The 20224-nt window shown below is 67.7% G+C and carries 21 protein-coding genes and 1 tRNA gene; 10 read left to right on the top strand and 12 right to left on the bottom strand.

The annotated features are described in order from the left end of the window. Nucleotides 1-10: 10 nt before the first annotated feature. The 4 genes from O5K39_RS02480 to O5K39_RS02465 all read right to left on the bottom strand — a co-directional run bounded on the left by O5K39_RS02480 (nucleotide 11) and on the right by O5K39_RS02465 (nucleotide 3593). Nucleotides 11-1207, bottom strand: coding sequence for an efflux RND transporter periplasmic adaptor subunit (locus tag O5K39_RS02480; RefSeq protein WP_271145730.1), 1197 nt, complete (start codon nucleotides 1205-1207; stop codon nucleotides 11-13). Next, nucleotides 1204-2457, bottom strand: a complete 1254-nt coding sequence (locus O5K39_RS02475; protein ID WP_271145729.1) for a TolC family protein — start codon at nucleotides 2455-2457, stop codon at nucleotides 1204-1206. The genes O5K39_RS02480 and O5K39_RS02475 overlap by 4 nt, the downstream gene beginning before the upstream one ends. A 57-nt stretch (nucleotides 2458-2514) precedes the next feature. Beyond that, nucleotides 2515-2829: a hypothetical protein gene (locus O5K39_RS02470; RefSeq protein ID WP_271145728.1), complete on the bottom strand. Its 315-nt coding sequence runs from the start codon at nucleotides 2827-2829 to the stop codon at nucleotides 2515-2517. Nucleotides 2830-2927: 98 nt separating this feature from the next. Continuing rightward, entirely contained in the window at nucleotides 2928-3593 is a 666-nt protein-coding gene (locus O5K39_RS02465; protein ID WP_271145727.1) for a cation transporter, read from the bottom strand. A 75-nt stretch (nucleotides 3594-3668) separates the two neighbouring features. Between O5K39_RS02465 and O5K39_RS02460 the strand changes: the two genes are divergently transcribed. After that, the gene (locus O5K39_RS02460; RefSeq protein WP_271145726.1) at nucleotides 3669-4163 is read left to right on the top strand and encodes a helix-turn-helix domain-containing protein; all 495 of its coding nucleotides are present in this window, start codon (nucleotides 3669-3671) and stop codon (nucleotides 4161-4163) included. Nucleotides 4164-4448: 285 nt separating this feature from the next. Here O5K39_RS02460 and O5K39_RS02455 read toward each other — a convergent pair. After that, nucleotides 4449-4523 (bottom strand) — tRNA-Gly (locus O5K39_RS02455). Nucleotides 4524-4654: 131 nt separating this feature from the next. After that, entirely contained in the window at nucleotides 4655-5437 is a 783-nt protein-coding gene (locus O5K39_RS02450) for an SDR family NAD(P)-dependent oxidoreductase (RefSeq protein ID WP_271145725.1), read from the bottom strand. Between the two features lie 55 nt (nucleotides 5438-5492). Here O5K39_RS02450 and O5K39_RS02445 point away from each other — a divergent pair, with 55 nt between their 5' ends. Next, on the top strand, nucleotides 5493-5891 hold the full coding sequence (locus O5K39_RS02445) for a YkvA family protein (protein ID WP_271145724.1): 399 nt from the start codon (nucleotides 5493-5495) through the stop codon (nucleotides 5889-5891). Between the two features lie 9 nt (nucleotides 5892-5900). Here the strand turns inward: O5K39_RS02445 and mutS are convergent, their stop codons facing one another. Then, the gene (mutS, locus tag O5K39_RS02440) at nucleotides 5901-8582 is read right to left on the bottom strand and encodes a DNA mismatch repair protein MutS (RefSeq protein WP_271145723.1); all 2682 of its coding nucleotides are present in this window, start codon (nucleotides 8580-8582) and stop codon (nucleotides 5901-5903) included. Nucleotides 8583-8677: 95 nt separating this feature from the next. Between mutS and O5K39_RS02435 the strand changes: the two genes are divergently transcribed. The 3 genes from O5K39_RS02435 to O5K39_RS02425 all read left to right on the top strand — a co-directional run bounded on the left by O5K39_RS02435 (nucleotide 8678) and on the right by O5K39_RS02425 (nucleotide 10842). Further along, nucleotides 8678-9382 (top strand): DUF4328 domain-containing protein, encoded by a 705-nt coding sequence (locus tag O5K39_RS02435; RefSeq protein ID WP_271145722.1) that lies wholly within the window; start codon nucleotides 8678-8680, stop codon nucleotides 9380-9382. A gap of 139 nt (nucleotides 9383-9521) precedes the next feature. Beyond that, nucleotides 9522-9680: a hypothetical protein gene (locus O5K39_RS02430; protein ID WP_271145721.1), complete on the top strand. Its 159-nt coding sequence runs from the start codon at nucleotides 9522-9524 to the stop codon at nucleotides 9678-9680. 16 nt (nucleotides 9681-9696) lie between these two features. Then, complete coding sequence (locus O5K39_RS02425; RefSeq protein WP_271145720.1) at nucleotides 9697-10842, top strand: serine hydrolase domain-containing protein; 1146 nt, start codon at nucleotides 9697-9699, stop codon at nucleotides 10840-10842. On the opposite strand, the gene rarD is transcribed toward O5K39_RS02425, so the two are convergent. Together rarD and O5K39_RS02415 are read right to left on the bottom strand one after the other, a co-directional pair. Further along, nucleotides 10827-11747: an EamA family transporter RarD gene (gene rarD / locus O5K39_RS02420; protein WP_271145719.1), complete on the bottom strand. Its 921-nt coding sequence runs from the start codon at nucleotides 11745-11747 to the stop codon at nucleotides 10827-10829. The genes O5K39_RS02425 and rarD overlap by 16 nt on opposite strands. Nucleotides 11748-11904: 157 nt before the next feature. After that, nucleotides 11905-12948 carry an aspartate-semialdehyde dehydrogenase gene (locus O5K39_RS02415; protein WP_271145718.1) on the bottom strand — a complete coding sequence of 348 codons (1044 nt, stop codon included), beginning with the start codon at nucleotides 12946-12948 and terminating at the stop codon, nucleotides 11905-11907. 186 nt (nucleotides 12949-13134) lie between these two features. Between O5K39_RS02415 and zapE the strand changes: the two genes are divergently transcribed. Together zapE and O5K39_RS02405 are read left to right on the top strand one after the other, a co-directional pair. Further along, nucleotides 13135-14235 (top strand): cell division protein ZapE, encoded by a 1101-nt coding sequence (gene zapE, locus O5K39_RS02410; RefSeq protein ID WP_271145717.1) that lies wholly within the window; start codon nucleotides 13135-13137, stop codon nucleotides 14233-14235. A gap of 207 nt (nucleotides 14236-14442) precedes the next feature. Beyond that, nucleotides 14443-15006 (top strand): YbjN domain-containing protein, encoded by a 564-nt coding sequence (locus O5K39_RS02405; protein ID WP_271145716.1) that lies wholly within the window; start codon nucleotides 14443-14445, stop codon nucleotides 15004-15006. Between the two features lie 92 nt (nucleotides 15007-15098). On the opposite strand, the gene mdh is transcribed toward O5K39_RS02405, so the two are convergent. After that, a complete protein-coding gene (gene mdh, locus O5K39_RS02400) occupies nucleotides 15099-16061 on the bottom strand; it encodes a malate dehydrogenase (protein WP_271145715.1) in 963 nt (320 codons plus the stop codon). A gap of 167 nt (nucleotides 16062-16228) precedes the next feature. On the opposite strand from mdh, the gene O5K39_RS02395 reads away from it, so the two are divergent. Together O5K39_RS02395 and O5K39_RS02390 are read left to right on the top strand one after the other, a co-directional pair. Next, nucleotides 16229-17074 (top strand): WcbI family polysaccharide biosynthesis putative acetyltransferase, encoded by an 846-nt coding sequence (locus O5K39_RS02395; RefSeq protein ID WP_271145714.1) that lies wholly within the window; start codon nucleotides 16229-16231, stop codon nucleotides 17072-17074. Nucleotides 17075-17230: 156 nt separating this feature from the next. Beyond that, nucleotides 17231-18154: an SIMPL domain-containing protein gene (locus O5K39_RS02390; RefSeq protein WP_271145713.1), complete on the top strand. Its 924-nt coding sequence runs from the start codon at nucleotides 17231-17233 to the stop codon at nucleotides 18152-18154. A 75-nt stretch (nucleotides 18155-18229) separates the two neighbouring features. Here the strand turns inward: O5K39_RS02390 and O5K39_RS02385 are convergent, their stop codons facing one another. Continuing rightward, nucleotides 18230-19087, bottom strand: coding sequence for a sterol desaturase family protein (locus O5K39_RS02385; RefSeq protein ID WP_271145712.1), 858 nt, complete (start codon nucleotides 19085-19087; stop codon nucleotides 18230-18232). A gap of 53 nt (nucleotides 19088-19140) precedes the next feature. On the opposite strand from O5K39_RS02385, the gene O5K39_RS02380 reads away from it, so the two are divergent. Then, nucleotides 19141-19560 (top strand): HIT domain-containing protein, encoded by a 420-nt coding sequence (locus O5K39_RS02380; protein WP_271145711.1) that lies wholly within the window; start codon nucleotides 19141-19143, stop codon nucleotides 19558-19560. Here the strand turns inward: O5K39_RS02380 and O5K39_RS02375 are convergent. Beyond that, nucleotides 19545-20153 (bottom strand): hypothetical protein, encoded by a 609-nt coding sequence (locus O5K39_RS02375; protein WP_271145710.1) that lies wholly within the window; start codon nucleotides 20151-20153, stop codon nucleotides 19545-19547. The genes O5K39_RS02380 and O5K39_RS02375 overlap by 16 nt on opposite strands. Between the last annotated feature and the right edge of the window lie 71 nt (nucleotides 20154-20224).

Here is a 20224-nt window from a genome sequence, read left to right as displayed (position 1 = left end):
ATCGTCGCCCCTAGTGGCCGTGCTCGGCCTCGCCCTTGGCGAGTTCGGCTTTAAGGAGGAAGGCGTTGGCCCCGGCGATACGTTCAGAACCCGTCAGGCCGCTCAGAATTTCCGTGCGATCTCCCGCCTGCCGACCCGCAAGCACCGGGACTGCGCGGAAACCTTCGGCTGTTCGCACGAACACGACGCTCGCGCCTTCCACCGTCTGGATCGCGTCTGATGGCACGGTTAGGCCACTAACAGCGTCGCCGCCGGTGACGACCGTCCCCGACACCGCCGATCCGGCGGGCGGCAGACCGCCTCCTGACGGGCGCGCGCGAATTATAGTTCCGCCGCCCTCACCGCCTGCGCCCGCCGCAACGCCGGTGACCACAGCATCGAACTCGCCGGCCGGTCCTTGCACGCGCACGGATGAACCGGCTCGAACTTGGGCTGCAAGCGCCGGGGGTGCGTTGAAGACGATCTCGACCCGCGCTGGGTTGGTGACCTCGGCGATGACACCGCCCTGAGCGGCAAACCCACCCGGCCCAACCTGAACGCTGGTGACCACGCCTGAAATGGGACTGGTCACGCTGAGACGTCCGGAGGCGTTGGGCGATCCAGCGGCGGAGACTCGCGCCCTCGCGGCGCGGGCCGCGGCTTCTGAACTGAGCGATTGGGCACGAGACGTCTCGACCTCCTGACGAGCGACGACGCCAGCTTCCTCCAGATTTCGGTCACGTTCATAGGCGCGGCGGGCGGCATCAGACGATGCGGCCGCCGCGGCCGCATCGGCGCGGAGGGTCGCGGCATCGCCGCTGACCAGGATTGCCAGCGATTGTCCGGCGCGCACCGATTGACCCGGCGCGACCAAAACCCGTTCGACGCGGCCACCGACGCTCGCGGCGACGGCCGCCTTCGCATCAACCATCGGCTCGACCCGGCCCGACAGGCGGGTTTCGCCGCCACCACCGCCGGTCACGGCGACGATGGCGATGTTGGCGGCGGTGATCTGAGCCGACGTCAGGAGGACGACGCCTTCTTCGCCGCCCGCTTCCTCGCCCTCGGCGTGCTCGCCCTCCTCCTCGGAATGTCCGGCTTCACCCTCCGCCGCCGGAGCCTCGGCGGGTGAGCGGGTCATGGCATAGAGCCCCGCGCCACCCAGGACGACGACGGCGGCGACCCCGGCCATCAGCCAAGTTTTATTGATCTGTGGTGTGCGTTTCATAGCGATGTTCCAAACGGGGCGCGGCCTTGCAGGCGCGCGAGATCGATTTCGGCCCGGACCCGCGCGAGGCGGGCGTCCACGGCGGCGTTGCGGGCGGCGATGAGGGCGGCGCGGGAAGACCGCAGTTCCAGTTGCGAAATCCGTCCCGCCTCGAACCCGATCCGCGAGAGGCGATAGGCTTCCTCGGCGGCCGTGACCCCGGCGTCGGTGGCTGACACACGGCTTGCCGAAGCCCGCAGACGCGCCGTAGCCGCGTTACGGTCAGCCTCGGCCTCCTGTCTGGCACCGGCAAGTCGAGCGTCCGCAGCCCTAAAGTCGGCTTGCGCAGCGTCAATGTTGCCCCGGTTTCGGTCGAACAGCGGCAGTGGCATGCTGAGGCCGAAGGTCAAAGCCGTCGCGTCCTCCGCTTCGTAGCGGCGGAAGCCTACCGAGGCGCGGACATCGGGCCGGGCGCGGATGCGTTCGACCTCGATACGGCTTTCGGCCGCCGCCCGCTCGGCCTCGGCCACGCGGACCTGCGGCGTCGCGTCCGGCGTCACGCCTGCTGCTGCAGGCACCCGGTCGATCAGGCTGACGTCGATCGAGGTAACCAGCGTCGGCAGCATCGCCACGGCGGTCAGCCGCGCGAACGCCGCGTCCCGTTCGGCCTCGGCCTCGTCCAGGGTCGCGCGGGCGGCGGCGGCTTCGCTCTCGCCCTGAATGCCGCGCAGCAGCGGCTCGCGCCCCTCTTCGACCAGCATCAATGCCGCGCGGGTGTCGGCGATGGTGACCGTCAGGGCCTCCTCGGCCAGCATGAACCGCCGCTGGGCGGCTTCTGCCTCGGCATACACTAGGGCCAGCCTCGCCCCCGCCTCGACGGTCGCCAGGTCACGCCTCAGACCCGCCGTGCCGGCGTCGGCCCGCGCGACCTCGACCCGCGCGCCGCGCCGTCCCCAAAGTTCCAGGTCCTGGGACAAGGACAGGGTCGTTTCGGCGTTGTCGTAGCCGGAAAAGCGACCGGTACCGAAGGCGTTCTCCGCCTCCAGCCCCAGTTCGGGATTGGGGCGGACGCGCGCCTGACGGACGCGCGCCTCGGCCGCGTCGAGCAGAGCGCCGGCCTCAACGGTCGTCGGCGTCAGGCCGATGCGTTCAAGCAGCGCCTCGAACGAGGGCGCGGGTTCGGCCCAGGCGGGGCCGGTGACCGCCGTCGCCATCGCGACCACGGCACAGCCGATCGCGAGACGCGACCGACCAGATTTCAGGGGTGGCATGTTCCATATCCCAGCAGTTCCAGACGAATGACGCGCGCCAGCAGGCGCAGGGCATCGTCAGGCTCTGGGAGGGCGTTCCAGGCCGCTGGGCGCGCGAGACGCCATCGGCTCGTCAGCCGGGCGCAGCAGACTTGGCGCGACGGCCGCCGTCACCGCCACGGATTGGGGCGAGGACGGCATCGCGGTGCCGCCGTGATGGCAGTGGCCGTGGGAGCAGATGACGTGACTGTCCAGATCATTGACGGGATCGGCCGGGGTCTCCCTGACACTCTCCGAGGCATGCGCGGTCACCATATCCGGGGCGCAGGTAGCGGCCTCGACAGCGGACGCGAGGACAAACAGGGCCATGAACGACGCGAGCAGCGCCGCCATCCAACCTTGTCTGGCCGAGGAGAATCCCATGGCCTCCCATAACACGGTCCGCCGCCACTGCAATCGCAACTTCGTCGCAGACCCTTTGCGCCTTTTCCTCATGACTGGGTCTCCGGTTGGCGTGCGGCCGCCCTGAGCTCCGCCCGCGATTGGCTGACGATAGACCAGGCGGATTGCAGGAACACCGCAGCGAGAATGCCGCCTGCAACCAGATCGGGCCAGCGCGAGGCGGTCAACCAGACGAGGCCGCCGGCCGCCGCGACCACGAGGCTTTCGATCAGATCGTTGCGCGTGCAGAGCCAGACGGAACGGACATTGGCGTCGCCATCGCGATGCTGCACGAGCAGCAGGGCGGCGATTGCGTTGGCGAGGAAGCCAAACAGGCCCAGGCCGGTGATCACCGTCCCTTCGGGCGGCGCACCCGACACAGCCCGCCAGATGGCGAAACCGAGGATGAACCCGGCCAGCAGCCCCAGGCTCGCGCCCTTGAGCAGAGCGGCCCGGGAACGGACCCGCACGGACCTGCCGATCGCCCACAGGCTGATGGCGTAGGTCGCGCTGTCGGCGAGGAAGTCTAGCGCATTGGCCCCGAGAGACGCCGAGCGCTGGGCCAGGGCGCCGCCCGCGACGGCCACGAAGGCCACCGCGTTGATCGCGATTACCGCGAGCAGGATGCGGCGGTAGGCGGGCGAGGCGCCGTCGAATTTGACGGTCGCGCCGCAACAGGCGGCGGCGGGTCCGTCTTGGATCAGGGGCTCGGTCATCGGAGGCTCCGGCTGGACGTCGGGCGACTTATGCATCCTCTAGCGACTAGAGGATCAAGCGCTTATTCTCACGTCATGGCTTCTTCCGTCCCCTCGCTTCTCCAATCTATAGGCAAGCTCGCCGCGGCCACGGGCGTGAAGGTCCCGACCATCCGCTTCTATGAACAGATTGGCCTCCTGGCGCCGCCGCCTCGCACGGCCAGCGACCGTCGCCTCTATGACGGCGCCGCCCTGCGTCGGTTGTCCTTCATCCGTCATGCACGTCAGCTGGGGTTTGACTTGGACGCCATCCGCTCGCTGCTTGATCTGTCGGACCATCCCGATCGGCCCTGTGGCGATGCCAATGCGATCGCTCAGCGTCATCTGGCGGACGTCACGGAGAAGATCGCGCAACTCCAGGCCCTGCGAACCGAACTGTCGCGGATGTCGGCGGAATGCGCCGGCGGCCGGGTGTCGGCCTGCAAGGTGATCGAGGTGCTGCACGATCACGACCTGTGCGCGGAAGGCGACCACCGGGCCTCTACGGTCACAGGATCCCATGCTGTTTCGGCAACACACGGGCCGGGGTGACCAGGGGGAGCAATCTCGGCGGACCAGAAGCGGACGAAGCGTATGGCATCGTCTCCAAGGCACTATTTCCCGAGATCTGCTCGCGAGCCGATATCTTCAGAAATTAATGCGATCTTTTCAGCAGATTTCAGGGGCTTTCACCGCAATGCGCCTTGCCAGTGGACAGACGAACGCTCGCCAGCAAAAGATTTTTGGTAGCGGTGTGGTAGCGGCGTAAAAAATAGGGTGGGCGATCCCGTTGGGATCGCCCTGCCATAACCTATTGATTGCCTTGGCAATCTCGACTGGAGCGGGCGAAGAGATTCGAACTCTCGACCCCAACCTTGGCAAGGTTGTGCTCTACCACTGAGCTACGCCCGCACTTCAGTCGGAGGCGGGCGTATAGCGGAGGGGCGAACCTTACCGCAAGACCCCTAACGCAGAATTCCAACAGCGAGGCTCCGCGAGCCGGGCGGCAGCCCCCTTGGAGGCCGGCTGATCGGCTCTACCGATCAGCGCGGCGCGAGCCGTATGGCTCCATCAAGCCTGATGCATTCGCCGTTGATGTAGACGTTGCGGGCCAGTTCCAGCACCAGGGACGCATAGTCGGCGGGGCGGCCGAGGCGGCTGGGGAAGGGGATGGCGGCGGCGAGGCTGTCCTGAACCTTCTGGTCCATGCCGGCCATCATCGGGGTCCACATAATGCCGGGCAGGATGGTGTTCACCCGGATGCCCTCCTGGGCCAGGTCCCGGGCGATGGGCAGGGTCATGGCATAGACGCCGCCCTTGGACGCCGAATAGGCCGCCTGGCCGATCTGGCCGTCCTGGGCCGCGACCGAGGCCGTATTGACCACCAGGCCGCGCTCGCCGTCCTCCATCGGGTCCAGGGTCACCATGCCCAGGGCAGACTGCGACAGGACGCGGAAGGTGCCGAACAGGTTGATCCGCACGGTGCGCTCGAACGACGCCATGTCGTGGGCGCGGATCTCGCCCGTGTCCCTCTTGCGCGAGACGGTCTTCTGGCCGGTGGCGATACCGGCGCAGTTGACGGTCAGCCGTTCCTGGCCGTGGGCAGCGCGGGCCTTGGCGAAGGCGGCGGCGACCTCTTCGTCGCTGGTCACATCGACCTTGCAGAAGACCCCGCCGATCTCGGCCGCAATGGCCTCGCCCTTCTCCTCGTTCATGTCGAACAGGGCGACCCTGGCGCCGGTGGCGGCGATGGCGCGCGCCGTGCCCTCGCCGAGGCCCGAGGCCCCGCCGGTGACGACGGCCGAGATGGAGGAGTCGAGTTTCATCGCGGGAGTTCCTATGTTGTCGGGATCGAAGGCCGATGCGGAGGGTTTAGCGGCGATGCCGTCCCGATCACAACCTGTTACGCCAGACGATGTGCTGGACCCGGCCAAGGCGCTGGTACCTGCCGTGGTGCGCGCCAACGAGGTCAAGGTGAAGCGCGGCTTCTGGCCCAAGGTGGTCTCGACCGCCGCCCGCGTGCCCTTCCTCGATCAGCTGTTCTCCGTCTACTACGCCGCCCGCGACCCTGAGACGCCGACGGCGGCCAAGGGGATGATGCTGGGGGCGCTCGCCTATTTCGTCCTGCCGCTGGACGCCATCCCCGACATCTTCGCGGGCATCGGCTTCACGGATGACGCGGCGGTGTTCGCCGCCCTGATCGCCACACTCGGGGCGAACATCAAGCGCCGGCACCGGGATCAGGCCGGCGAAGCGGTGAAGCGGCTGAAGGAGAAGTGACGCCGTCTGCTACCCCTTCATCGCCTTCAGTCTGTACAGCGCCTCCAGCGCCTCGCGGGGGCTAAGGGAGTCGGGGTCCAGCGCCGCGACGGCCTCGTCCATGGCCGATCGCATCGGCGGCGGGGCCGGTTCCATCATGGCGAACAGGGGCAGGTCGTCGAGGCGGTCGTGCGCCGCCTTTTCAGCCTCCAGCCGGCCGAGCACAGCCTTCGCCCGCGCCACGACCGAAGCCGGCACCCCCGCCAGCCTGGCCACCTGCACCCCATAGGACCGATCCGCCGCGCCGGGCGCCGCCTCGTGCAGGAAGACGAGGTCGCCGTTCCATTCGCGTGCCTTCATTGACAGATTACAGACGTGGTCGAGCCGGTCCTCCAGCCGGGCCAGCTCATGATAGTGGGTGGCGAACAGGGTCCGCGACCGGTTGGTCTCGTGCAGGGCCTCGGCGCAGGCCCAGGCGATGGCCAGGCCGTCATAGGTCGCCGTGCCCCGCCCGATCTCGTCCAGAACGACGAAGCTGCGATCCGTGGCCTGCGTCAGGATGGCGGCGGTCTCGACCATCTCCATCATGAAGGTGGAGCGCCCGCGCGCCAGGTCATCTCCGGCCCCCACCCGGCTGAACAGCCGATCGACGACCCCCAGCCGCATCGATCGCGCCGGCACGAAAGATCCCGCCTGGGCCAGGACCACCATCAGGGCGTTCTGGCGCAGGAAGGTCGACTTGCCGGCCATGTTGGGTCCGGTGACGATCGACAGGCGCGGGCAGCCGGAGCCGGGCAGGGGGGCTCCGTCCAGCCGACAATCGTTGGGGGTGAAGGGGTCTCCGGCCTTCTTCACGGCGGCTTCCACGACCGGATGCCGCGCGGCCTGGACCTCGAAGGCCCGGCTGTCGTCCACGACCGGGCGCACCGCCCCGACTTCCTCGGCCCATTCCGCGAGGCTTGCCGTGGCGTCGAGGTCGGCCAGGGCATCCGCCACGGCCTGAAGCGGCTGGGCCAGACGCTGGACCGTGCGTCGCCAGCCCTCGAAGGTCTCGCCCTCCATGGCCAGGGCGCGATGCCCCGCCTGGCTGATCTTCGCGTCCAGTTCCGACAGTTCGACGGTGGTGAACCGCACCTGGGCGGCCAGGGTCTGGCGGTGGATGAAGGGGTTGTCGGGCCCGGCCCGGAACAGGGGTTCGGCGTGTTTCGCTGTGGTCTCGAGGAAGTAGCCGAGCACGGCATTGTGGCGGACCTTGAACGGCACGCCCGACTCGCGCACCGCCCGAGCCTCCAGATCGGCGACGACCCGGCGGCTGTCGTCGCGCAGACCCAGGGCCTCGTCGAGCTCGGGGCGGAAGCCGGGCCGCACGAAACCGCCGTCCCGCGCCAGATGCGGCGGCTCCTCGACCAGCCCCTCGGCCAGCTCGACCCTCAGCCCCGCTACCTCGGGCGACAGGGTCAGGCCGTCCAGACAGGCGATGATCCGCGACGGCGGGCCGGTCAGGGGATCGGGCGACCTCACGAACAGCCCGGCGATCCCCTCGGCCAGGCTCAGGCCGATCCGGATGGCCGCCAGATCGCGTGGTCCGCCGCGTCCGAGCGCCAGGCGAGACACCGCCCGCGCCACATCGGCTGAGGCGCGAAGGCCGTCCCTCAGGTCGCGCCGCAGGTCGCGGCGCTCCAGCAGCCATTCGACGGCGTCGAGCCCATCATTGATCCGGGCCAGATCGCGCAGCGGCCGTGCGATCCGCTCGGCCAGGGCCCGCGCGCCGCCCGACGTCAGGGTCCGGTCGATACAGGCCAGCAGGGACCCTTCCCGCTCGCCCCTCTGGCTGCGGTCGATCTCCAGGCTCTGGCGCGTCGCCGGATCGATGGCCAGGAAACCGACGTCGCCGGAGCGTCGCGGCGGAGCCAGGGCCGGAACCCGGCCCGCCTGGGTCGTCTCCAGATAGGCGGCGATCAGGCCCAGCGCCGAAACCTCCGCCTCCTCGAACGCCCCGAACCCGTCCAGCGAGGCCACGCCGTACAGCCGTTCGACCCGGCTGCGCGCCGCGACCGGCTCGGCCACCGCCGAGGCCAGGGCCTGGACGATGCCGCCCGACCCGTCGAGCGCGGCCTTCAGATCGGGGTCGGAGAAGGCCTTGTCGGTGACCAGAACCTCGGACGGCCGGAACGCCCCCAGCGTCGCGGCCAGGTCGGCGAGATCACAGGCGACCGAATCCACCGCCCCCGCCGACAGCTCGACCACCGCGACCGCCGCCCGTCCCTTGCGGATCGCTACGGCCGCCAGCCGGTTGGCACCCCGTGCGTCCAGCAAGGTGTCTTCGGTCAATGTGCCCGGCGTGACCACGCGGACGATGTCGCGGGCCACGATGGATTTCGAGCCGCGCTTCTTGGCCTCGGCCGGGGTCTCGATCTGGTCGCAGATGGCGACGCGCTTTCCGGCCCGGATCAGCCGCGCCAGGTATCCGTCCAGGGCATGGACCGGCACCCCGGCCATCGGGATGTCGCCACCCTGATGCTTGCCCCGTTTGGTCAGGGTGATGCCCAGCAGGCCGGCCGCGACCTCCGCATCCTCGAAGAACAGCTCGTAGAAGTCGCCCATGCGGAAGAAGACGATCGCATCCGGCTGCGCCGCCTTGGCCGCGAGGAACTGCGCCATGACCGGCGTCACGTCTTCCAGGGCGGGGGGATGTTGGATCGGAGCGTTCATGGGATGGCGACAGGGTGACGGATCACGGCCTCAGCCTCAAGCACTTGCCAAGCTTTGCCTGAAATGGCCTTCTACTGCTGGTTGGAGACACCACTATGGCGCGCAAGACGAAATCCGTCGAACCCAGATCGAGCCTGAAGCTGTGGGGCGCGATCCGTGTCTGGGCCTGGATGTTCATCCTGTCCGCCCTGGCTTTGGCTGGGGTGTCGGTTTGGCGGGCGACAGGCCTGTTCGAACTCGGCGACGTCTACATGACCGAGAACGATATTTTCGGCCACGCCCCCCTTCAGGATCTGGCCTACCTGGGAGTCATCGCCCTGTTTGTCCTGGCCTATGTCGTCTGCGTCATTCTGGTGCTGAAATGGTATTTGCGCTCCGTGCGGAACGGTCAGGTTCTGACCCGTGGGATGGAGACGCGACCGCGCTGGGCCGTGTGGTATTTCATCATTCCGATCCTGTCCCTGTTCCGGCCCTATTCGATGACCAGCGAACTGTGGCGGAGCAGCCTGAAGCCCGAGGGCTGGAAGGCTCTGCCTGACCCCGCCATGCTGCGCTGGTGGTGGGGTCTGGTCCTGGTCGGCGGGATCGTCTCGAACATCGCCAACGTCTTCAGCCGAAACGCGATGTCCGCAGAGCTTCTGGCGCAGGTTGATGTCGCGATGGCGGTGTCGCTTCTGCTTCAAGTCGCGGCCGGTCTGTTGTTTTTGGGGATCGGAGGCCCGGTGTCTCGGCGACAGTCCGCTCTGATCGAAGACGGCTATCGGCCGCCTGCCCCGACGATTCCCGCATGGTCGGCCTGACGACTGACAGTTATCCCTGCACGATCGTCCGAAACAGCGGTTGCGGTTGTCCCCAAGGCCGACTTGGCTCAAACAGGTCGGCTAACGCGCCGACGACGGCTCGTCAGGCGGTACGACCTACGGAAAGAGAGCCTGATCCATGGCCAGGAAGCCCAACTACAGTTTCGAGCGCCAGGAGCGCGAGCGCGCCGACGCCAAGAAGGCCGCCGAAAAGGCCGCCAAGAAGGCTGAACGCAAGGCCGCACAGGCCGCCTTCGAGGCCGGCGAGGGGCCGGACCCGGACCTGATGCAGGACTGACGCCGCAAACGTTCCGATGACCGACCTGCCCGAGATCCACGGCGTCTGCCCGGCGCGGTTCGCCGCCGTCCGTGACGCCTTTGCCGCCAACTTCACCGATGCGCCCGAAGGCCTGGACGAGCAGGCCGCGCGGTTCAGCGTCGTGCTGGCGGGCGAGACGGTCATCGACCTGTGGGCGGGGCTCGCCGATCCCCGCAGCGCCACGCCTTTCGTCCAGACGACGCTGACGCCGGTCTTCTCGACCGGCAAGGCGGTCATGGCCCTGCTGATCGCGACCTGTGTCGAGCGCGGTCTTCTGGACTACGACCGGCCGGTCGCCGAGATCTGGCCCGAGTACGGTCAGGCGGGCAAGGCGGCGATCACCCTGGCCCAGATGATGTCGCATCAGGACGGTCTGCCGGGCTTCGACGCGCCGGTCGATCCGACCATCTGGTTCGACCGACAGGCGGTGCTGGACCGGCTGTGCGCCCAGGCGCCGATGTGGCCGCCGGGGACGGCGTCCGGCTATCACCCGATCACGATCGGCTATCTGGCGGGTGAGGTGTTCCGGCGCGCCGACGGCCGGACCATGGGCCGGGCCCTGCGCGAGGATTTTGCCCAACCCTTCGGTCTGGACCTGTGGATCGGGCTGCCGGAGACGGAGCACGGTCGCGTCGCCACCATGCGCAAGCCGGGCAAGGCCGTGGACCTCGGGCCCATCGACGCGGTCAAGACCGCCGCCTTCCTCGACAAGGGCTCGGCCCCCGGCGGGCGCGGGTCGGCCGAGTGGCGCACGATGGAGATTCCGTCGGCAAATCTGCATGGCACGGCGCTGGACCTCGCGCGGATCCTCAACGTCCTCGCCAACGACGGGCTGCTGGACGGCAAGGCCATCCTGTCGCCGGAGGTGGTCGAGGCGGTAAGCAGCGAGCGCATCCACGGCCTGGACCGCGTCCTGCCCTTCACCTTGAGCTGGGGTGCCGGATATACGCGCAACGCCGGGATCGGCATCTTTGGCCCGAACCCGGACGCTGTCGGTCACTGCGGCTGGGGTGGTTCGTGCGCCTTCGCAGACGCCGATGCGAAGCTGTCGGCCGCCTATGTCATGACCCGCCAGTCGCACCACCTGATCGGCGATCCGCGCGCACGCCGGCTGATCGAGGCCCTCTATTCGGGGATCTGAAGCCGGATCGCCTGACGCTCGGCCCGTTTGCGCCACAGGGCGGCCCCCGCAAAGACGGCGGCACCGGTCCAGATGAAGGCGAACGAGGCGATCCTCAGGGGCGTCAGGGGCTCGCCCGAGGCGACCCCGATGGCGAACTGAAGCGTCGGGGCCAGGAACTGCAAAAAGCCGATGGTCGACAGCGGCAGTCGCCGCGCCGACCAGGCGAACAGGACCAGGGGCAGGACGGTGGCCAGCCCGCTGGAAATCGCCCAGCCCCAGTGCGCCGGGTTGGAGAAGCCGGCGACGCCGACCGTCTGGTTCAGCCACAGCAACAGACCGATCCCGACCGGGATCATCAGCAGGCATTCGACGAACAGTCCGGTTTGGGCGTCCGCATCGACCCGTTTGCGGATGATGCCATAGGCCGCGAAGCTGAAGGCGATGACCAGCGACAGCCACGGCGCCCGGCCCAGCGCGATCGCCTGCAACACCACCCCGACCGCCGCCGCCCCGATGGCGATCCAGCCCCAGCGGTCGATCCGCTCGCGGAACACGACCAGACCCGCCACCATGTTGAGCAGCGGATTGATGTAGTAGCCGAGGCTGGCCTCCAGGGTGTGATGGTTCGTGGTGGCCCAGACATAGGCCCCCCAGTTGATCAGGATCATCACCGTGGACAGGGCCAGCCAGGCCAGGGTCGCCGGCGTGGTCAGGACGCGCCGGACCTGATCAAGCCGCCCCGTGACCAGAACCAGCACGGCGGCGAACGCCACGGCCCACAGCCCGCGCTGAGCCAGGATCTCGGGCGCGGAAAACCCCGCCCTGGCCATGGCCATGAACAGCAGGGGAAAGACGCCCCAGCAGACGTAGCAGACCAGCCCGGCGATCAGGGCGTTGCGGGTCTCGGTGGGGGCGGGGTTCACATTCTACTCCGTCATCCTCGGACTTGATCCGAGGATCGGACGTGGGGCGAGACCGAAAGCCGTTTGGGCCGCGATCTCACCCCACTTCACTGTTCGAGCAGCCCGACGTCCGACCCTCGGATCAAGTCCGAGGGTGACGGCGATGTTGGGCAATCACCTACACCGCGATCGAACGATACCCCGTCGACGGTTTGATCGTCCCCGTCTCGTCCAGCAGCTGGGCGATCTGGACGGCGTTGAGCGCGGCGCCCTTGCGCAGGTTGTCGGACACGACCCAGAAGCACAGGCCGTTCTCGACCGTGTGGTCCTTGCGGATCCGCGACACATAGACGGCGTGCTCGCCGGCCGCGTCGACGGGGGTGATGTATCCGTCGTGCTCCTGCTTATCGACCACCAGGACGCCGGGGGCCTCGCGCAGGATGGCGCGGGCCTCGTCAGGGCTGATGGGCTTATCGAACTCGACGGTCACGGCCTCGGAGTGACCCACGAAGACCGGCACGCGGACGCAGGTGACCGTCAGCTTGATCTCGGGATCCATCATCTTGTGGACCTCGTTCCACATCTTGGCCTCTTCGTCGGTGTAGCCGTCCTCGTTGAACGACCCGATGTAGGGGATGACGTTGAAGGCGATCTGCTTGGGAAACTTCTTCGGCTTGGCATCGCCCAGGCCATAGATGGCCTTGGTCTGGTTCCACAGCTCGTCCATGCCCTCCTTGCCGGCACCCGACACGGATTGATAGGTCGAGACCACGACGCGCTTGATCTTGGCCGCGTCATGCAGGGGCTTAAGCGCCACGACCAGCTGGGCGGTCGAGCAGTTCGGGTTGGCGATGATGTTCTTGCGGATATCCTTGACGGCGTCCGGGTTCACCTCGGGCACGATCAGGGGGACGTCCTTGTCCATGCGGAAGACCGAGGAGTTGTCGATCACGATCGGACCGGCCGCGCCGATCTTCTCGGACCAGGCCTTGGACACCGTTCCGCCCGCCGACATCAGGACGATGTCGACGGTGGAGAAGTCGAACGTCTCCATGTCCTCGCACTTGATAGTCTTGTCGCCCCAGGCGACGTCCATCCCCTTGGATTTTCGCGAGGCGATCGCGTGCATGGTCTCGACGGGGAAGTTCAGTTCCTCGAGGATGGTCAGCATTTCCCGGCCGACATTGCCGGTGGCGCCTACGACGGCGACGCGATAGCCCATGATCTTAGTCCTTCGGACGCGCTAACGCTCGGCTCACGGAGCCTCGCTGCTTGAGCGCGGTTGGTGCGTGGGTGTTGGTTTCGTGTCTGCTGCAAGGTTTCTTGCGGCAGGGCGAGGCATGTAAGCCTTCGCGCGGGCGAAGTCATCGCTTTTCACATCGCTTGCGCAAGACTATGCCCCAGTTCGATGGGCTCCCGTATTCGTTCCGCTTATGACATCCGCGTCGAGGAAGGCGTCATCGCCCCCGATCCGGCGCAGGGTCCGCTGATCGCGGCCCTGGAGCGGCTGGAGGAGGACCTCGCGAAGAAGGGCCTGTTCGGCAAACAGCCCGAGGTGCGCGGTCTCTACATCTGGGGGCCTCCCGGGCGAGGCAAGTCGATGCTGATGGACCTGTTCGTCTCGGCCTCGCCCGAGCCGAGAAAGACGCGCGCCCATTTCCACGCCTTCATGGCCCGGGTCCACGACCTGGTCCGCCAGTGGCGCGAGGGCGACCGTAAGAGCCGCAAGGCCGTGTTCGGTAGCCACAAGGGCGACGATCCGATCGAGCCGGTCGCCGACCTGATCGCGTCCGAGGCCCGGCTGCTGTGCTTCGACGAGCTTCAGGTCACCGACATCGCCGACGCCATGATCCTGGGTCGGCTGTTCGACGCCCTGTTCGAGAGGAGGGTCGTGCTGGCCGTGACCTCGAACCGGGCGCCGGATCAACTCTACAGGAACGGCATCAACCGCCAGCTGTTCACCCCCTTCATCGACGAGATCAAAAGCCGCTGCGCGGTGATCGAGATCGCCGGGGCGCGCGACTGGCGGCTTGATCGGCTGATGGGCTCACCGGTGTGGTTCGCCGACGATGTGGCGGGCCGTCAGGCGTTCGAGACCCTGTGGTACGACCTCAAGGGCGGCGAGCCCGAGGAACCGGCCCATCTGACGGTTCTGGGCCGCGATGTCGTGGTCGAGCGTACCGCCGGGTCCCTGGCGCGCAGCCCCTTCGCCGACCTCTGCGCCCGGCCGCTGGGGCCGCAGGACTATCTGGCGGTGGCGCAGCGGTTCCACACCCTGTTCGTGTCGGATATCCCCCGCCTCGGCCCCGAGAACCGTCAGGAGGCGGCGCGGTTCGTCACCCTGATCGACGCCCTGTACGAGGCCGGAACCCGGCTGGTCGCCACCTCGGCCGCCGAGCCCGAGGCTCTGTATCCCGCCGGCGACGGCACCTTCGAGTTCGAGCGCACCGCGTCGCGCCTGCGCGAAATGGCCAGCGCCAGCTGGCTGGAGAAGGCGACGCATGAGTAGCGCATTCGGTTCTTCCCTCCCCCTGCGGGGGAGGGCAGATCGCGAAGCGATCGGGTGGGGGCGGCAAGGTGATACGGCGCTGTCTTGCCTTGCCCTTCCCACCCGGTCTTCGCTGCGCTTCGACCACCCTCCCCCGCGGGGGAGGGAGAACTCACAACTTCGCCGTATTGTAGCTTAGGCTGAGCCGGACCGCTGGAGACACCGCACATGACCCTCGCCCTCGCCGCCGTCGCGGTGCTCGCCCTCACCACGCCCGACCTGTCGCTGGCCCAGACCCAGACAGCGCCTGTCGCCGCCGCCCCCGCTGCGCGCCCGGCCGCCGCCGCACCGGCCCGCATGGTCCAGGGGGTTTCTCCCGCCGCCGTCATCGCCTGGCTGACCACCCAGGGGACCACCCCCGGCCCGGTCCAGACCGACGAGGGCCGCACCTTCGTGCGCGTCTCGGCCGACGGGCTCAGCTGGCTGCTGTTCTTCCAGTCCTGCGACGCAGCCGGCATGTGCTCGGACCTGCAGTTCTCGACCGGCGTCTCCAGCGCCACCATTACCCCCGACAAGATCAACGGCTGGAACCGCGACCGCCGATTCCTGAAGGCCATCTATGAGGCGCCGGACGGCACCACCCCCGCCTCGGCGGTGGTCCAGTACGACGTCCTGCTGACCGGCGACGGCCCCGACCAGCTCATCGACCACCTCGCCATCTGGCGTGGCCTGTTGCCCGAGTTCGCCCGGCTGACGGTGGGCGGGGCGGCGGCGGCTCCTGCGGCACAATAGAAAAGGGCCGCAGTTTGCACCGCGGCCCCCATTCTTGATCGAAAGGCGCTCAAGCAGCGCGCGACCGCGTCGCGCGCGTTAGCGCCCGCTGGCTATGCCAGCGACGGCTCGATATCCTTGCAGGCCTGCAACAGGCCCTGGACCGAGGCGACCGACTTCTCGAACATCGCCTTCTCTTCGTCGTTGGTGGTGAACTCGACGATCTTCTCGACGCCGCCGGCGCCGATCAGGGCGGGGACGCCGACATAGAGGTCCGACAGGCCGTACTCGCCCGACAGCCAGACGGCGCAGGGCAGGACGCGCTTCTGGTCCAGCAGGTAGGACTTGGCCATGGCGATGGCGCTCTCGGCGGGCGCATAGAAGGCCGAGCCGGTCTTCAGCAGGGCCACGATCTCGCCGCCGCCTTTACGCGTACGCGTGACGATGGCGTCCAGATCGGCCTGGGACAGGAAGCCGGCCGCGACGGCGTCGGGCAGGGGCAGGCCGCCGAGGGTCGAGTGGCGCACCATCGGCACCATGTCGTCGCCGTGACCGCCCAGGGTCCAGGCGTGGATGTCCTGAACCGAGACGCCGGTCTTTTCCGACAGGAAGTAGGCGAAGCGGGCCGAGTCGAGCACGCCGGCCATGCCGACGACCTTCTCGTGCGGCAGACCCGAAAACTTCTGCAGGGCCCAGACCATGGCGTCGAGCGGGTTGGTGATGCAGATGACGAAGGCGTTGGGGGCATGGGCCTTGATGCCCTCGCCGACGGCCTTCATGACCTTGAGGTTGATGGACACCAGGTCGTCGCGGCTCATGCCGTCCTTGCGGGGCACGCCGGCGGTGACGATGCAGACGTCGGCGCTCGCGATGTCGGCATAGTCGTTGGCGCCCTTCAGCGAGACCGACGAGCCGAACACGGCGGTGGCCTCGGCGATGTCGAGCGCCTTGCCCTGGGGCGTACCCTCGGCGATGTCGAACAGGATCACGTCGCCGAGCGCCTCGCGCGCGGCCACGTGGGCCAGGGTTCCGCCGATCATACCGGCGCCGATGAGGGCGATCTTGGCGCGTGCCATGGGATGTGTCTCTAGCTGGGCGGCCGAGGACAGGCCGCGATGGCGAGGGGTCTAGACGCACGCCCGATCACAGGCAAGCCGCCAGCCTGTCAAGCGCCATGCTAGGCCCGGTCCTTGCCTGACGAGACGTTACGCCCTAACTCACCGGAAATTGTGCGCGAGAGATTATGGAACGCTGGCTACTTATCTCCAACTGCCAGACTGTCGGCTTGGCCAACTCGTTCCAGCTCCTGAATCGGCGTTTCGATGTGACCGGCCTGGATATCTGGGGCTATCTGAACGACGTCGAAAAATGGGAAGCGTCCTTCTCCGACTATTTCCGCGTGGTGGTTTCACCCGAGGTCGAGGCCTTCATCCCCAACGGCCTGCCGAACGCGCCCAACCTGACGCGGGTGCCGGCCCTGTCGTTCTCCGGCTTCCATCCTGACCTGAGCTACGTCAACGGCCCGGCCGGCGCGGTGCGCGGGCCCTTGGGCAACTACCACTCCCTGATCGCCTTCGCGGCCTATATGAAGGGACTGTCGTTCGAGGATGCCGTGGCGCTGTTCAACGCCAAATTCTTCGAGCAATGCGGCTATTTCGACTACTGGGAGCCGCAGAAGGCCACCGTCCTCAACCAGTTCAAGACCCACGGCATCGACATTTCCGAGCAGTTCGTGCGCTGGGGCCGCTACGGCTCCTTCATGCATTCGAGCGATCACCCCAAGATCGAGGTGATCTATGATGTCGCCAAGGCCTTTCTCGTCGCCGGCGGCGTCGAGGTTCAGGATTCCGAATTCCGGCCCTACGACGGTCTGAGAAACGGCCCCTGCTGGCCGGTCTATCCCGAAATCGGTGAGGTCCTGGGGATCGAAGGTTCCTACAACTTCAAGCGCGACATGGTCTTCCGCCATACGGACCTGGCCGGCTTCGTCTGGGAATCCTATGCCGCTTACGCCGAGTTCGACCGGGCGGACCTGTCGCCTGCTCCGCCCTTCAAGGGCATGTTCGATCATGTCAGCGGGCTGATCTGACGCCCGCCGCCTTCGCCTGACCCTCCGCCTTTTCCAGGGCCGCAGACTCCCTGTCAGATCTTTCAGACCCGTTGTCGCGTGACCGACGGTCTGAAACCGCTTCCCCATTCCGGCAAAACGCGGGACGGTTGAGCCAATCAAGACAGGGAGATTCGCATGCGTCCCATCCTCTTCGGCCTTCTGGCGGCCGGTCTCGCGGCCCCGCTGGTGCCCGGTCAGGCCCTGGCCCAGACTCCACCTGCGACCATCGGCCAGCAGTATGTCCCCGCCCCTTGGTGGATGCGCGATCCGGTGATCGCCTCGATCGGCCAGGTGCGGACCGAGATCGCCGCCAACCGGGCGGGCTTCACCGCCGGTTTCACCGCCCTGGACCGTTCGGCCGCCGAGGCGTCGCGCAAGGCCGCCGACCTCGTTCGCGCCCTGTCCCAGCAACTGGCGACCTATGGCGCCGACAAGGTGCGGGTCGAGACCAGCCTGACCACCCGGCCGATCTATGAACAGTATCGCGACGAGGCGGGGGTGATGCGCGACAACGTGCGCGCCGACAAGATCGTCCGCTACCAGACCGAGGCCTCGGTCCGGCTGACCATCCGCGACATCGCGGTGCTGGAACGGGCCTATGCCACGGTGGTGGCGACCCAGCCGACGACGCTCAGCCCCGTCTATTTCAACCTCGAGCCCGAGAACGCCTGGAAGACCGCCCTGGCAGCCGAGGCCATGAAGGATGCGCGCCGCCGGGCCGTCGCGGCGGCCGAGAACGCGGGCGCGACCCTGGGTTCGGTCCGGGTCATCGACCCCACGGGCCGGGCCTGCCAGACCGACGTCCTGGCCGGCTGGCCCTCCTACAGCGCGGGCGGCGGGCAGATGCAGACCGATGTGGATGAGGTTGTGGTCACGGGATCACGCATGACCCGGTCCGAAGCCCTGATGGCGCCGCCCGCAGCGCCACCGCCTCCGCCGAGGCCCGTTCGGCCCGGCGAAGCACCCGACGAGGCCCAGATCGAGGCTGCCCGCCTGGCCCTGCAACCGCCGCTGCAGACGATGACCGACAGCGCCTGCGTGGTCTACGGATTGAGCTAGCCTCCCTCTCCCATCGGGAGAGGGCTTGAGCGCCCGGGAGCGCCAGCGACCGGTCTTGCGCGAAAGGGTGAGGGGTTACGGTGCGTCCCGTTGAGGCCGGAACCCCTCATCCGTCCGCTTCGCGGCCACCCCTCCTCGGATCGCATGCGATCCCTCGTCGACCCTCTGGGAGAAGGGAGACCCAATCGGATAACCCAACTGCCCGACGAACCCCTCCGGCACCGGATCGCTGACCCCGTACCGCTCAGGATGCCCCGTCTGCGGCAGGCGGAAGGTGCCGAAGATCCGGTCCAGGATCGACAGCTGGGCGGCGAAATTCATGTCATAGGCCTCGCGCTGATCGGCATGGTGCCAGTGGTGGAAGCGCGGCGACCCGATGACCTGGGCCAGGGGCCCGAAATCCAGCCGGACGTTGGCATGCAGCAGCAGCGCATGCACATGATAGGTCACCCCATAGATCAGCAGCGGCAGGGGCTCGATCCCGAACACGATGGCAGGGGCGAGCGCCACGCCCGAGAACATCAGCTGTTCGACCGGATGCTCGCGGTGCGAACTCATCCAGTCCAGCTCGCGGCTGGAATGATGAACGGCGTGGAAGCGCCACAGGACCGGCACCGCATGGGCCATCCGGTGGGTCCAGTAGATGCCGAGCTCGGCGGTGATCAGAACCGCCAGATACTGCGCCCAGACCGGCTGAGCCCGGACCGCGTCCGCTACCGGGCCCGGGACGAGGGGGGCGGCGATCAGGCTCAGCATCACCGCGATGGCGATCATGCCCAGCCGGATCACGGCCCCGCCGACGAAGATGTGAAGCACATCCGTCAGCCAGCCACTGCGCAGGACCTTCTGGCCCCGCTTCAAGGCGACGAGCCGCTCCAGCAGGACGAAGCCCACCGCGCAGCCGGCCGGAAGAATGAGGTCGATCATCGACATGGCACCAGTCTAGGGCCTCGTCCTTGCAAGGCCCTTAAGGCTAGGATCGCCGCATGACCTTCGAGATCGATCCCCGCCTGTTGGCCAATTCGGTGGCCCTGTCGCCGATGGCGCTGTCGGACCTGCGGCTGATGGACGACGCCCGCTTCCCCTGGCTGGTGCTGATCCCGCGCGTCCCCGGCGCGACCCAGCTCGACGACCTCGATGTGGGCCAGCGCGCTGTGCTGATCGAGGAGATTGTTGCCGTCGGTGCCATGGTCCGCCGTGTCGGCGAAGCCCTCGAACGACCCGTGGAGAAGCTGAACACCGCGGCGCTCGGCAATGTCACGCCCCAGCTCCACATCCACATCGTCGGCCGCCGCCACGACGATCCCCTCTGGCCCGATCCGATCTGGGGCCGGGGCGCTTCTGTGCCGCGCGCGGAGGGCGAGACGGCGGGGCTGGCGGCGGGCCTCGATCAGGAGCGAGGGTGAACGGTGACGTCCGGCAAGATGTCGGTGAAATATCGACCTCCGGGCAGCACGGCGTCGTACCGGAAGGCGATTTTCCCCTCGGTGATCGGTTCGGCACATTCAGCGATCACTGAAACGGTCGTGGGGGCGTTCGCCCGGATGGCAACCTCCGTGCCGACCGGGCCGCGGATGATTGGCCAGCGGCTTTCAGCGGTCTCTGTCAACAGGTCGATCGTCGTGCAATCCGCCAGATAAATGCCGTGGAACAGACCGGAGGCCGAGGTGAAGCGAATGGCCTCCGCGCCCCGGAAGTCGCCCGAAAATGTAGCTTTGTAGGTCAGCCGGAACGAGTTTTCCGATTGTCTGACGATGCGAGCGTCACGCACGGTAACAACGGCGGCCGCCTTCGGCGCAGGCGGTGGCGGCGTCACGGTCGGTATTGTCGCCGGCGACTCGGGCGCGGCTGGCCTCAAGACAGCGGGCAGCGACGTGGCGGGCGGTGCCGTTTCCCTGGCGGCATAGTGGCGTTGGACGAGGAAGCCGATTCCAGCGATCAACGGCACCGATACCGCGACCAGCCAGCCCGAATTTTCCCGGAAATCCTCCCAGCGCACACCGTTCCCCCAAAACTTGCTCAATCGTCGAACACGGTTCGCGCTTGAGTCAAGTCGCTACAACCGAATGG

The organism is Brevundimonas sp. NIBR10 (assembly GCF_027912515.1).
Lineage (GTDB): Bacteria > Pseudomonadota > Alphaproteobacteria > Caulobacterales > Caulobacteraceae > Brevundimonas.
Note: the sequence above shows the minus strand (reverse complement) of the source record. Positions and strands in the feature narration are given on the sequence as shown.